This is a genomic window from Nocardiopsis coralliicola, assembly GCF_054779695.1.
This window is the reverse complement of sequence record NZ_BAAGXT010000049.1, coordinates 30,970-44,413: the sequence shown is the minus strand read 5'-3', so window position 1 is coordinate 44,413 and position 13,444 is coordinate 30,970. Positions and strand designations below refer to the sequence as shown.

General features: G+C 75.6%; 8 protein-coding genes. 6 read left to right on the top strand and 2 right to left on the bottom strand.

All coding sequences use genetic code 11. From position 1 onward, the window contains the following. Positions 1 to 521 precede the first annotated feature (521 nt). From ACYVGT_RS24250 to ACYVGT_RS24235, 4 genes are all read left to right on the top strand, one after another. Positions 522 to 1,211: a ribonuclease HII gene (locus ACYVGT_RS24250; protein ID WP_460862701.1), complete on the top strand. Its 690-nt coding sequence runs from the start codon at positions 522 to 524 to the stop codon at positions 1,209 to 1,211. Between the two features lie 794 nt (positions 1,212 to 2,005). After that, positions 2,006 to 4,435, top strand: a complete 2,430-nt coding sequence (locus ACYVGT_RS24245; RefSeq protein ID WP_460862699.1) for an AAA family ATPase — start codon at positions 2,006 to 2,008, stop codon at positions 4,433 to 4,435. Between the two features lie 133 nt (positions 4,436 to 4,568). Continuing rightward, positions 4,569 to 5,291, top strand: a complete 723-nt coding sequence (locus ACYVGT_RS24240) for a nucleotidyltransferase family protein (RefSeq protein WP_460862697.1) — start codon at positions 4,569 to 4,571, stop codon at positions 5,289 to 5,291. Positions 5,292 to 5,355: 64 nt separating this feature from the next. Further along, positions 5,356 to 6,138, top strand: a complete 783-nt coding sequence (locus ACYVGT_RS24235) for a tyrosine-protein phosphatase (RefSeq protein ID WP_460862695.1) — start codon at positions 5,356 to 5,358, stop codon at positions 6,136 to 6,138. Positions 6,139 to 6,494: 356 nt separating this feature from the next. Here ACYVGT_RS24235 and ACYVGT_RS24230 read toward each other — a convergent pair whose 3' ends face one another. Together ACYVGT_RS24230 and ACYVGT_RS24225 are read right to left on the bottom strand one after the other, a co-directional pair. Further along, entirely contained in the window at positions 6,495 to 8,237 is a 1,743-nt protein-coding gene (locus tag ACYVGT_RS24230) for a hypothetical protein (protein WP_460862704.1), read from the bottom strand. Between the two features lie 88 nt (positions 8,238 to 8,325). Continuing rightward, positions 8,326 to 8,583, bottom strand: coding sequence for a three-helix bundle dimerization domain-containing protein (locus ACYVGT_RS24225; protein WP_460862692.1), 258 nt, complete (start codon positions 8,581 to 8,583; stop codon positions 8,326 to 8,328). A 590-nt stretch (positions 8,584 to 9,173) separates the two neighbouring features. On the opposite strand from ACYVGT_RS24225, the gene ACYVGT_RS24220 reads away from it, so the two are divergent. Beyond that, positions 9,174 to 11,228 carry a SpoIIE family protein phosphatase gene (locus ACYVGT_RS24220; protein ID WP_460862689.1) on the top strand — a complete coding sequence of 685 codons (2,055 nt, stop codon included), beginning with the start codon at positions 9,174 to 9,176 and terminating at the stop codon, positions 11,226 to 11,228. Positions 11,229 to 11,536: 308 nt separating this feature from the next. Then, positions 11,537 to 13,225, top strand: coding sequence for an RNA polymerase sigma factor (locus ACYVGT_RS24215; RefSeq protein ID WP_460862686.1), 1,689 nt, complete (start codon positions 11,537 to 11,539; stop codon positions 13,223 to 13,225). The last annotated feature ends 219 nt before the right edge of the window (positions 13,226 to 13,444 follow it).

Genomic DNA, 13,444 nt, shown 5'->3' with positions numbered 1-13,444 from the left:
GCAGCGCCGCGCGCGGCCCCGGCAGGGCGCCGGCCGCCAGCGCCGCCTCCGCGGCCACCAGCAGCGCCGCGCAGCGCAGCACCAGCGCTGCCCCGTCGTAGAGAGGCCCGTTCCGCGCGCCGTGCGCCTCCGCGACCGCCACCGCGTTCCCTCCGTCGCCCTGCCCGGTGCGGCCCGGGACGCGCCCGGAGCCGACCGCGATCCTCCGCCCCGGCGCCGCCGCAGTGCCGCACCCGCCCGCTATCCGGAGTGTCCGGGCGCACCCGCCGGTTCGGGGCGCCCCGGGGCTTAGGGCGTGTTGGGTGGACAACTGCCCTGCTGCGCGGCGCCCTGGCACGCCCCTCGCGGCGTTCTCCTCTTCTCGACAGGGAAACCCCGCCCTGACTCCTTCGCCGGCCGTGCGGCGGGTGCACCGCCGACACCGCTCGCGACGAACGCCACACCACACACGCCCTGGCGCCCGAGGCCGGCGGCCTGCGCACCGGTGCGGGCGCGGCTGCGGGCCGCAGTAGGGTGGCCGCGTGACCACGTCTGCAGCCGCGGCAGAGCCGCCCGGGTTCGCCCTGGAAGAGGAGCTGGCGGCGGGCGGCTCCGCCCGTATCGCCGGCGTCGACGAGGTCGGCCGCGGCGCGTGGGCCGGTCCGGTGCTCGTCTGCGCCGCGGTGGCCGGGCCGGCACCGTTCCCCGAGGGCCTCACCGACTCCAAGCGGATCACCGCCAAGCGCCGCACCGGCATGGCCGCGGAGCTGCGCGGCTGGGTGGCCGACCACGCATTCGGGCGCGCCGAGGCCGGGGAGATCGACGCGCTCGGCATGACCGCCGCCCTCGGGCTGGCGGCCCGCCGCGCCCTGGACGGCCTGTCGGTCCGCCCCGATGCGGTGATCCTGGACGGTGCGCACGACTTCGTCGGCCGCCCCTGGCGGGTGCGCACCGCCGTCAAGGCCGACCTGACCTCCGCCACGGTCGCCGCAGCATCGGTCCTGGCCAAGGTCGAGCGGGACGGCTGGATGGCCGGGCTCGACGCCGACCACCCCGGCTACGGCTTCGCTACCGCCGCCGGCTACCCCTCGCCCGTGCACCGGGCCGCCCTGGACGAGCACGGCCCCACCCCCTACCACCGGATGACCTGGTCCTACCTTGACGGCCTGCCCCGCTGGCGCCACCTCCGCCGCCCCAAGCCGGGCCCTGCCGGACAGGCCGCGCTGCTCTGACCCCTCGCTGCGCTCCGGGCCGGTACGGACCGGAGCGTGAGGGCCGGGCGGCCGGTCTGCCAGAGGGCTGCTCCGCTGCCGCGGGACGACCTGGCCCGTCCGCGGCTGCCCGTTCCACCGCCCCCGCCTGCGCCCCGATGAGCCCTTCGAACCCTTCGGGGCAGCACCCGCGCCGGGCCGGTTCCCGGTGCACGGTGGGCAACGGTGTCCGCGGCGAGCGCCGCCGAACCGGAGGGCGCACGCTGGCGCCCGGCGCGGCCGTACTGCTCCGCCGCGGACCGGCGGCCCCTGGCTGGACCCGGGCCGGTGCGGACCGGAGCGAGGGCTGCCCCGGCCCGCTCCGCTTCGCGGCGCTGCGCGGAGCGTCGGCCCACCGCCGACCCGGCGGTCCGCTCCGGTGCGGCCCCCGCGCGGTCGGCGGAGGGCGCGCCGGTCGCCGCGGTGGGGGGAGGGGCCCGCTGCGGAGGACGCTGCTGCCGCGCCCTGCGCGGGCAGACCGTGCTGATCCGGCGGCCTTCCGGACTGGCGCTCGCCGCCGACCTGGGACAGTGTGGCCCGTGTCCGGTGGCCGGGCCGGACCGCGCCGCAGCCGCCCGCGTGCCCGCCGCCCGGACGGGCGCGGGCCGGCGCACCGGCGGTATCCGCGGCGCCGCGGGCGGTGCCGGACGGCGCCTCCGGCGGGCGCCGCGGGCGGTGCCGGTGCCGCGACACGCCGAAGAGCGGGCACGGCCGGTTCTGCAGCGGAAGGGATTCGCGGCAGTATGGGACGGGCCAATGGGGAAGGGAGGGGCCGGATGCCGCGCGACAACGGGTCCCGGGCAGGGGCCCAGACGAGAGAGCACAGCGCTCTGGAGCGGGTCCGCGCCGCTTACCGCGCCCGCCCTCCGCGCACCCGCGCCACCATCGCCGTCGCGATCCTCGCGGCCGCCGCACTGGCCGCCTTCCTGCTGCAGGTGCCGGTCTTCCCCACCGTCGCCGCCGTACTGGCGGCGCTCTCGATCTTCGCGGCGGCCATGCACTCGGTCGACGCCGTCGCCACCACCCTCGTCTGCCTCGGCTGGCTCATCCTCGCCTCAGTCCTGCTGAGCATCCCCATCCCGGTGGCCGACCGCGGCGTACTGCTCCTGCTACCGCTGGTGCCGATCCTGGTGACCGTCGCCGCGTCGCGGATCCGCGAGTACCCCGTCTGGCACACCACGCTGCTCGCCCTGCTCGTCGCGCTCATCCTCGGCCTCGCCGTGGGCCTGGCCGGCATGATCTCCGGCGGTGCGCCGGCCGGCCTCGGCCTGGTCACCGCGGCGGCCGCGGCGGCCACCGCACTCGCCTGGAGGGCCGCCGCGGCCTACCGGCTGCGGCGCAGCATGGGCCCGGCCGGCGGCGGTGCTGCGCAGGGCCCGGCCGCGGCGTCTGCCGGAACCGGCTCCGCGCCCCGGCAGGCGGAGCGCGGCACCGCCGGAGCCGCTCCGGCGGCGCAGAGCGGCGGCGCCGAGGAGACCGGCGAGCCACTCCCGGTCGACGAGGCGCTGGCCCGGCTGGAGGACATGATCGGCCTCGGTCCGGTCAAGCAGCAGGTCCGCGCGATCGCCGCGTCCATCGAGGCGGCGCGGCTGCGCGCCGATGCCGGCTACACCGTCGACAAGCCGCTGCGGCACCTGGTGTTCTCCGGCCCGCCCGGCACCGGCAAGACCAGCGTCGCCCGCACCCTCGCCACGATCTTCCACTCCTTCGGCCTGCTGCCCACCGACCGCGTCGTCGAGGCGCACCGCTCCGACCTGGTCGGCGAATACCTGGGCGCGACCGCCATCAAGACCAACGCGCTGGTGGACCGGGCGCTCGGCGGCGTCCTCTTCATCGACGAGGCCTACTCGCTGGTCAACGAAGGCGACGGGCAGGCCGACCGGTTCGGCGCCGAAGCGGTGCAGACGCTGCTCAAGCGCGCCGAGGACGACCGGGACCAGGTCGTGATCGTGCTCGCCGGCTACGAGTCGGAGATGGACCGCCTGCTCGCCTCCAACCCGGGCCTTGCCTCCCGCTTCGCCACCCGCGTCACCTTCCCCTCCTACACCGCCGACGAGCTCTTCCGGATCTGCGAGCGCCGGTTCGAGGTGCGCGGCGACGTGCTGGACGCCCCCGCCGCCGATGCGCTCCGCGGCCGGCTGGACGAGGCCGAGCGGCGCGGCGCCGTCGACGAGCTGGGCAACGGCCGGTTCGCCCGCTCGCTGGTGGAGAAGGCCGCCGAGGCCCGCGACGTGCGCGTCGTCACCGCGGGGGAGGGCGGCGCACTCGCCCCCGGCGAACTGGTGACCGTCCGCGACCCCGACATCGCCTCCGCCTACCGCCAGCTCACCGCCCGGATGCCCGGCTTCGGCGAGGCGCCCGACCTGGCCGAGGCGCTCGCCGAGCTGGACGCGATGATCGGGCTGGACCCGGTGAAGAGCCAGGTGCGCTCGATCGCCGCGCAGCTGCGGATGGCCAAGCTCCGCGCCGAGCAGGGCCTGCCCGCCCAGCCGCCGATGCGCCACTTCGTGTTCTCCGGCCCGCCCGGCACCGGCAAGACCTCGGTGGCGCGCGTGCTGGGCCGGGTGTTCGCCGCGCTGGGCCTGCTCAGCCGTACCGGCGTCGTCGAGGCGCAGCGCTCCGACCTGGTCGGCGAGCACCTCGGCGCGACCGCCATCAAGACCAACGCGCTGGTGGACAAGGCGCTCGGCGGCGTCCTCTTCGTCGACGAGGCCTATGCGCTGTCCAACCCGGGCTACAGCGGAGGCGACGCGTTCGGTGCCGAAGCGGTGCAGACGCTGCTCAAGCGCGCCGAGGACGACCGCTCCCGGCTGGTGATCGTGCTGGCCGGCTACCCGGGGGAGATGGACCGGTTCCTCGCCAGCAACGCCGGACTCGCCTCCCGGTTCAACGTGCGCGTCAGCTTCCCCTCCTACACCGCCGAGCAGCTCACCGAGATCGCCGACGCGGTCGCCGCCGGCACCGGTGACGCCTTCGACCCGGCCGCCCGCACCGACCTGCACCGCATCTTCGAGCACATCTGCGCCGAGGAGTGGGTCGACGAGATGGGCAACGGCCGGTTCGCCCGCTCGCTCTACGAGAAGGCCGCCTCGCACCGCGACGTGCGCGTCGCCGAGGAGCGCGGTGAACAGGCGACCGCGGCCGACCTCACCCGGATCACCAGCGCCGACGTCCGCGGCGCCTACGCCGAGGTCACCCAGGGCTGATCCGCCCCTCGCCGGCGGCGGGCTGCGGCGGACGGCGGTCGGCCGGACGGGCCGGCGGGGCGGGAATCCGGTGGCCGGTACGGGCCCGCGGTCCGGCGCTGACGCGGCCGAGTGCCCTGCTAAGGTCCGCTGCATGAGTTCCAGCACCGCGCCCGTGCGTGAGGCCGTCATCCTCGCCGGAGGCCAGGCGACCCGGCTGCGCCCCTACACCGACACCCGCCCCAAGGCGATGGTGGAGGTGGCTGACCGGCCGATCATCGACTACCAGCTGGAGTGGCTGGCCGGCTACGGGGTCGAGCACGCGGTGGTCTCCTGCGGCTACAAGGCGGAGGTGCTGCGCGAGCACCTGGCCGAGCGCACCGAGGGGCCGGAGATCACCCTGCTCGTGGAGGACGAGCCGCTCGGCCGCGGCGGCGCGCTGCGCTACGCCGCCACCGGGCTGCGCACCGGCGAGCGCTACTTCGCGCTCAACGGCGATGTGCTCACCTGGTTCCCGCTGGACGAGTTCGCCGCGTTCCACCGGGCCCGCGGCGGCCTGGGCACCCTCGCGCTGGCGCAGTACCGCACCAGCTGGGGCATCGTCGACGTCGACGACGCCGGCGCGATCGGCGGCTTCACCCAGAGCCCGCTGCTCCCGTTCTGGATCAACGCTGGCGTCTACCTGTTCGAGCCGGAGCTCACCGGGCTGCTTCCGGAGAAGGGCGACCACGAGTCGTCCACCTTCCCGCGCCTGGCGGAGGAGGGCCGCCTCTTCGGCTACCGGATCGACGGCTTCTGGCGCGGCGTGGACACCGTGAAGGACGTCCGCGAAGCCAGCGAGCAGGTGCCCGCGCTCCTGGCCGCCCACTCGGGCTGAGCGCCCGGCTGCCGCGGGAGCCCGCCGCTCCCGCCGGAACCGACCGGGCGGTATCGTCACTGGGGTGACAAACCATGTGGCCCCCTACCGGACTCTGCCCAACTTCCGCGATCTCGGCGGCTACCGCACCGCGACCGGAGCGACCGTGCGCAGCGGCCTCGTCTACCGCGCCGACGCGCTGGCCCGGCTGGACGACGCCGACTTCGCCGCCCTCTCCGGCAGCGGCCTGCGCCAGGTCCTCGACCTGCGCACGGAGCTGGAGCGGACCGCCGAGCCGGACCGCGTGCCGGACGGCGCCACCTACGCCGTGCTCGACGTGCAGGGCGACCACTCCACCGGCGGCGACCTCAACCGCATCCTCACCGACCCGGCCGAGGCGGCCCGCCACCTCGGCAACGGCGGCGCCGTAGCGTTCATGCACGCCGTCAACAGCGCCCTGGTCACCACCGGCGACGCGCACCGCGGCTACGCGTCCCTGGTGCAGCGCGCCGCCACCGGCCCGGGGCCGCTGGTCTTCCACTGCACCGCTGGCAAGGACCGCACCGGCTGGGGCGCGGCCCTGCTGCTCACCCTGCTCGGCGCCGACCGCGACACCGTGTTCGAGGACTACCTCGCCAGCAATGCCCGGATGGGCCGGCTCCGCCGCGCCGTCTACCGCCAGGCCGAGGACGCCGGCGTCGCCCCCGACCTCGTCGAGCCCATCATCGAGGTCCGCCCCGAGTACCTGGCCACGGCCTTCGCCGAGATCGAGCGCGCCTTCGGCACCTTCGACCGCTACGTCTCCGACGGCCTCGGCCTCACCGCCGGCACCGTGGACGCCCTGCGCGAGCGCCTCCTCGAACCCTGAGAGGCGGGTTCCGCCTCCGCATCCCGCCGGCCTGCGGGCCTCCGCCCCGGGCCGGCCGTGTCTGCGCCGGCGATCCGGCCGCGCTCCCAGCCGGGCGTGCGGCGCGGGGGACCGGGACGCGCCGCCGTGCTCCGGCGGCAGCGCGGGACCGCACACCGCCGGCGGGCCTGCACCGCGGTCCGCGGCCGTCCGGCGTCCGGGAGCCGGGCGCCGGAGGGTGCCGCGCAGCGCCCCGCTGCGCGCGGGGAGCAGAGGAAGCCGCGGTGGGCAGGCAGGGGGCCGACCCCCCCGCCGCCGCGCCCGGTTTCCCGGGAGCTGGTGCCGGGGGCTGCGGGGGCCCGCAAGCCGGGTGCGCGTCAGAGCTCGCGCAGGCGGGCGGTGAGCAGGGCGGGGTCGGCGTCGCCGCCGCTGGACAGGGCGGCGAGCAGGGTCGCGAGGACGTCCGGGCGGGTCCGGCCGCGGTCCAGCAGCCGCTCGGCCGCCGCCCACAGCTCCGGGGGGTCGCCGTGCCAGAGCCGCAGCGCCAGCCGCTCGTGTGCGTCGAGCTCGCCGCCGCGGTCCGCGCCGGCCGGCGCACCGTCGGCACCGGGCGCCCCGTGCGCACCGGCCGCACCGTCCTTCCCCGGTGCCCCGCGGCCCCCGCGGGATTCCGCTGATCCGGGAGCGGGGGAGTCCTCCCCGCCGGACCGGGGCGCCGCCGGCTGCGGCCCGGTCCGGCCGCCGTCCACCGAATGGCGGCCGCGCCGCTCCTCGCCGTCCAGGCCGCCGTCCAGCTCGCCGAAGTGGTCCAGGCGCAGCAGCGCGCGCCGGCCCTGCCGGGTCATCGGGTCGAACGCGTCCTCGGCCTGGTCCACCAGGTCGCCGGCGAGCAGCGGGAACGCGAACATCCGCCGCGGCAGCGCATCCAGGTCGCCGTCGGGCAGCAGCCGGCGGATCTCGCGCCGGCCCAGGCCCAGCGCCGCCGCCGGGTCGTCGTAGACGCGGGCGAACTCGCCGGTCGACTCCCACAGCGCATCCAGGCAGGCGCCCACCGCGGGCTCGGGAAGGCCGCAGCGCGGCCCCGCCCAGCGGATCCACGCGCCCAGCACGTGCGGCATGGCCTCCTGCTCCTCCGGCAGCAGCACCACGCGGCGCGGCAGCCAGGTCAGCAGGAACGTCTCCACCTTGCGCGGGCTGACCCGCAGCGGCCGCCCGGCATCGACGTCGCAGCCGTAGCCGATGATCCGGTCGACGCAGCGGCTCGCCGCATAGGAGTCGGACAGCTCCGCCGCCTCCTCCGAGGCGAGGAAGCGCGCCGCGAGCATCGACCGCGCGTCGCGCCGCCACACCGGGCCGGTGCAGGCGGGCTCCTCGGCCGGCAGCGACCGCAGCCGGGACCGCAGCAGCGCATGGTGGGCTGCCAGCGACGGCGAGCGCAGCTCCGCGTCGCCCGCCGCGGTGAGCCGTGCCGGGCGGTCGTCGGCTCCGCCGCGCACCACGCGGTCGGTCCGCTCCAGTGCCCGCTCCAGCAGTGTGCGCGCCCGCGCCGGAGCGATCTCCTCGAACAGCGCCATCGGGTTGCCGGACGCCTCCGCGCGGCAGTGCTCCAGGGTGCGCTCGACCTTCGCGGTGACCCAGGCGTCGCGCAGCACCCCGCCCGCGTTGTGGTCGACCACCGCGATCAGCGCGTGCAGCCCGTCCGCGGCGCTGTCCGCGGCCTCGGCGCCGCCGCGGCGGAACACGCAGATCAGCTCGTCGGCGTCGCCGAACCGGTCGCGGGACCGGTGCGCCGCAACCGCGGTGACCCGGCCGACCTGGTCGGCCCACGCCGGCCGGTGCAGGTCGCCCCGGTCGGACAGCGCGGCCACGCCGTGCCCGGCCAGCGCCCGCGCCTGCTCGGAGGCGCCGAGCGCCGCGACACCGGAGAGCAGCGCGAGCCCGGCCGGAGTTCCGGACGCCGCGGCGTGCGCGACGAGGCCCTCGGTCAGGTGCTGCTCGACCCGGTCCCCGGACATGCCCGGGATGTGCTGCCCCCACCAGGCGCCCAGCATGCGCGCCACGACCAGTTCGGCGTCGAGCGGGTCGCGTACGGCGAGCAGGGCGCGGGCGACCCGCAGCATCTCCGCGAAGACGGGATCGGGCGCGGGTCCGGAGGGCGGCTGCGGTAGGGGCACCCGACCGAGACTAGGGCACCGGGCGGCCCGCCGCTCAGCTGAGCAGGTCGTGGTCTGCGGCGCGCGGCGCCGCGCACCGCTCGGACGGCGGCGCCGACATCACGGCGGCCTGCAGCCGCTCCCGCGCAACCCGCTCCACCAGGACCGGGGTGACCCGGTAGCCGAGGTGCTCGGCGCAGTTCCAGGCGTCGTGCACGCACCGGCGCACGCGCCCCGGGGCCAGGGAGCCGAACTCATCGTTCAGGCGGCGCGCAACCTGGTCCAGGTCGGCGACGGGATCAGTCTGGAGCATCCTCGCTCACGCCTCTCGACGGCGGGTCGGACGGTGACCACCATCCATTTCACTGCCTCGCACCGGGGTGTCAAGCCCCGCTCTGCGAGTCCTTGCCCAGCCTTTGCGCCGCGCCGGGGCGGCCCTTGGCCGCACGGCCCGCGGCGGTGCACTGGAGGCGCCCGGTGCGCGGGTGGCGGCCGGGGCGGGTGAGGGCCGCCCCGGCGCGCCACAAGTGCGGCACCGCAGCGCTCCGCGCCGCGCGCGGTGCCGCCGGCGGCGGCGGTGCCGGGCGTCCGCGGCACGGGGTTGCAGCCGTAAAGCGGAAATCTGCCAGAAATGGGGCGGCCGAAATGCCGAACGCACGGCGCGGGGGCGGCACCGCGGCGTATCATTTGCCTTTCGCCGTCAGCGGCGGCCGGGATCCCCATCCGCGGACCCCTCCGCGCTCCGCTCCGCGGCGCGAACGCCGTCCGGGGGCGTGGCCTATGCTGAACCGGTGCCGCGCCGCTCGGCCACGGTGCGGCCCGGACCGTGTACGTAAGGAGAATCCGGCGCCCGCTGTGCAACCGAGCCCCCTCCCGCGGGGAAGGACACCGGAGGTGTCGCCCATGAGCACCGAGACGTCCGTCCCGCTCCCCCGCATGTCGCCGTCCGACTCCGACCTCCTGGCGACCATCCTCGCCGAGGCGCCGTTCGGTTTCGCCCTCTTCGACACCGCCTCCCGGTTCCGCCGGGTCAACCCGGCCCTCGCCCGCGTCTACGGCCGCAGTGAAGAGGAGTGCGCCGGCCGGGTGCCCAGTGAGGTCCTCGCCGACAGCGCGGTCGCCGATGCGCACGAGGCCGCCATCGCCCGCGTCCTGTCCGGCGAGCCGGTGGTCGCCGGCGGTGCGCTGCCGGCCCCCAGCGCCGGCGGCAGCACGGCCCGCTGGGCGCTGTCCTGGTTCCCGGCCTTCGGGGACGGCGGCGCCGTGCAGGGCGTGGCGCTCATCGCGGTCGACCTGTCCGACCGGCTGCGCGCCGAGGACCGCTACCGCTCGCTGCTCCGGGCCACCAGCCAGGTCGTGTGGGCGGCCGGCCCGGACGGAGCGATCGAAGAGGACTGCCCCGAGTGGCGCGCCATCACCGGCCAGAGCCGGGCCGAGTACCTGGAGCACGGCTGGCTGGCCGCCGTGCACCCGGACGACCAGCAGCGGATCACCCGCTCCTGGGGCGACGCGGTCGCCGACCGCGCCGTGTTCGACGAGACCTACCGGGTCCGCACGCCCTCGGGCGACGCCCGGCACTTCCGGTCCCGGGCGGTGCCGATGATGCGCGGCGAGGAGCTGGCGGAGTGGGTCGGCGCGCACACCGACGTCACCACCCAGCACGAGGCCGACGACATGCGCCAGCGCCTCACCCAGCAGCTGGGTGAGGCCGCACTGCGCACCGTCCGGCTGCAGAAGGCCACCGCCGACCTGGCCGAGGCGCTCACCGTCGAGCAGGTGGTGCGGGTGATGGGCGAGATCGGGCGGGCCGCCGTCGGCGCCGACCGCACCGCCGTCGCCGAACTGGGCGACGGCCGCAGCCGGCTCCGCGTTATCGGCCGGGCCGGCTCTGCGCCGCGCGGCGAGGACGGCGGCAGCGGCGGCGACCTGCCGCAGATCCTCTCGCTGGCGGTGCGCGAGCAGCGCCCCTGCATCGCCGGCGGCCCCGCGGCACTGCGCGAACTGCTCGGCGAGGACCCCGAGGCGGAGCGCTTCCTCGCCGCCACCGACGAGCGCAGCTGGGTCGCGCTTCCGCTGCTGAGCGGCGGCACGCCGGTCGGCGCGCTGCGGTTCGCCTTCACCGCGGCCCGCGATGTCTCCGACGACGACAAGGTCTTCCTGGAGGCCCTCGCCGGCCAGTGCGCGCTGGCACTGGAGCGGGCCCGCCTGTTCGAGCGCGAGCACCGCACCGCCGAGGCGCTCCAGGCCAGCCTGCTGCCGGAAGCCCTGCCGGAGGTGCAGGGCGTCCGGATGCAGGCGTTCTACCGCTCCGGTACCCAGCACGTCCAGGTCGGCGGAGACTGGTATGACGCCTTCCCGCTGCCCGACGGCCGCATCGCCGGAGTGCTCGGCGACGTCATGGGCAAGGGCATCAAGGCCGCCACCGGGATGAGCCGGGTGCGCAACGCGCTGCGCGCCCTCGCGTTCAGCATGCCGGAGCCGGCCGACGTGTTCACCGGGCTGGACCGGATGTTCGACGCCACCGAGGCGGTCGACCAGGTGACCACCCTCGTCTACTTCGTGCTCGACCCCTCGACCGGCCAGATCGACCTGAGCAACGCCGGGCACCTGCCGCCGCTCGTGGTCACCGGAGGGACCGAGCCGTCGCTGCTGGAGACGCAGCCGGACACGCCCCTCGGCGTGCGCTCGGAGCGGGGCCACCACAAATTCTTCGTCCAACCCGGTAACACCGTGGTGCTCTATTCCGATGGTCTGGTGGAGAACCGGAAGCGCTCCGTCGCCTCCGGTCTCGACGAACTAGTCGCCGTGGCGTCCCGTGCGCCGTCGGAGGTGGTGGGCGATCCACAGCTGATGCTCCAGTATTTTGTGGAGGGCATGCTCGCTGGGTATGAGCAGGACGACGACGTCACACTGCTCGCCGTCCACCTTCCGGTGATCGAGGCCGCGCCGGAGGAGTAGTCCGTACGAGGAAGTCTGCCGCTGCCAGGGCGGCGGAACCATCAGCCCCGCTGCGGCGGGGGGTGGGGTCAGGACCCGAACCAGGCAGCGGGGTTGGAAGCCGTACGGCCGCGGTAAAAACCCTACTGGGCGCATGGGCCCGAACGCCAGAGAGGGCGCATACGCTGATGGGAAATCGGCATCCCCGCGGCGGGGATGATCCCGGGCAGGGGTCGGGTGGCGGTGGCTCCGCTCCCCGAGAGGCCCCCCACCGGTCTTCGGACCGCCGGGTCCAGCAATCTCGCCACACGTCCGTTCGAGAGGTGTTTGTGTCACCTGCCAGTTCGACCCGCTCTCAACAGCCGGAGTCGCTGCAAGAGCCCGTCATCCAGCAGCTGATCGAGCGTGGGCGGTCCCAGGGGTACCTTGAGCCCGAGGACGTGCGCCGTGCCTTCGAAGAGGCCGACATCCCCATGTCGCAGGCCCAGGCTGTGCTGCGCAGCCTGACCAAGGAAGGCGTGACCCTCGTCGTGGGTGCCGAGGAGTCCGCCCCCGCCCGACGCAAGTCCGCCCGCCGGAAGACGGCGGCCAAACCGGCTGCGGCCGCGCGCACGGAGCCGGCCGCCGGCGCCAAGCGGCGCGCCGCTGCCGCCCAGGACCCGCCGGAGACGGTCACCGCCGTCGTGGCGGACGCAGGGGAGGCCCCGGCCGAGGCTCCGGCGCCGAAGAGCGCCGCCAAGCCCGCCGCGAAGAAGAGCGCGGCGAAGAAGGCCGCGCCCGCGAAGCCGGCCGCCAAGAAGGCCGCGCCCGCCAAGGCCGCGGGCAAGCCCGCAAAGGACGACGCCGAGCTGGAGGCGGCCGAGGACGTCGACATCGAGCTCGAGGTCGAGGACGACGTCGAGGACACCGGCGTCGAACTGGAGCTGGTCGAGGACACCGGCGGCGACAAGCCGGAGCCGGTGGGCGGGCCGGTGGCCGGCGCGGGCGGCAAGCCCGAGGCGGTCGGCATCCCGGAGAAGGCCGCGGCCAACACCTCCGAGGAGGAGGCGTTCGTCCTCTACGAGGACGACGACGACGCCCCCGCCGCGCAGGTCGTCGCGGCCGGCGCCACCGCCGACCCGGTCAAGGACTACCTCAAGCAGATCGGCAACGTCGCCCTGCTCAACGCCGAGCAGGAGGTGGAGCTGGCCAAGCGCATCGAGGCCGGCCTGTTCGCCGAGGAGAAGCTCGCCGAAGAGAGCAGCACGCTCAGCGTGGAGTTCCGCGACGAGCTGGAGTGGATCGCCGAGGACGGCGCCCGCGCCAAGAAGCACCTGCTCGAGGCGAACCTGCGCCTGGTGGTCTCGCTCGCCAAGCGCTACACCGGCCGCGGCATGCTGTTCCTGGACCTCATCCAGGAGGGCAACCTGGGGCTGATCCGCGCGGTGGAGAAGTTCGACTACACCAAGGGCTTCAAGTTCTCCACCTACGCCACCTGGTGGATCCGGCAGGCCATCACCCGCGCGATGGCCGACCAGGCGCGCACCATCCGCATTCCGGTGCACATGGTGGAGGTCATCAACAAGCTGGCCCGCGTCCAGCGGCAGATGCTGCAGGACCTCGGCCGGGAGCCGACTCCGGAGGAGCTCGCCAAGGAGCTCGACATGACCCCGGAGAAGGTCGTCGAAGTGCAGAAGTACGGCCGCGAGCCGATCTCGCTGCACACCCCGCTCGGCGAGGACGGCGACAGCGAGTTCGGCGACCTGATCGAGGACTCCGAGGCGATCCAGCCCGGTGAGGCGGTCAGCTTCACGCTCCTGCAGGAGCAGCTCCACTCCGTGCTGGACACCCTCTCCGAGCGCGAGGCCGGCGTGGTCTCCATGCGGTTCGGGCTGACCGACGGCCAGCCGAAGACGCTGGACGAGATCGGCAAGGTCTACGGGGTCACCCGTGAGCGGATCCGCCAGATAGAAAGCAAGACCATGTCGAAGCTGCGGCACCCGTCGCGCTCGCAGGTCCTCCGCGACTACCTGGACTAGGGCGCCGGCGGCTCCGGCCGCACTCTGGCAGACGCCCCCGTACGGGCTGGCATGCACCGGGCGCCGACCGCACACGCGGTCGGCGCCCGGTGCATGTGCGGCCTGCGGTGCCCCGCGGTGCGCCAGCCGCCGGACGGCCTGCTCCGCATCCCGGCCGGCGGCGCCCTGCGGGCAGGAGCAGGAACGGGTCTGCGGGGCCAGAGCGGCGTTCTGCGGCAC

What these genes read in the sequence shown, in the direction of transcription:
- ACYVGT_RS24245 (WP_460862699.1), top strand. Translation starts at nt 2,006, where the DNA reads ATGCCGCGCGACAACGGGTCCCGGGCAGGGGCCCAGACGAGAGAGCAC.
- ACYVGT_RS24240 (WP_460862697.1), top strand. Translation starts at nt 4,569, where the DNA reads ATGAGTTCCAGCACCGCGCCCGTGCGTGAGGCCGTCATCCTCGCCGGA.
- ACYVGT_RS24230 (WP_460862704.1), bottom strand. Translation starts at nt 8,237, where the DNA reads ATGCTGCGGGTCGCCCGCGCCCTGCTCGCCGTACGCGACCCGCTCGAC.
- ACYVGT_RS24225 (WP_460862692.1), bottom strand. Translation starts at nt 8,583, where the DNA reads ATGCTCCAGACTGATCCCGTCGCCGACCTGGACCAGGTTGCGCGCCGC.
- ACYVGT_RS24220 (WP_460862689.1), top strand. Translation starts at nt 9,174, where the DNA reads ATGAGCACCGAGACGTCCGTCCCGCTCCCCCGCATGTCGCCGTCCGAC.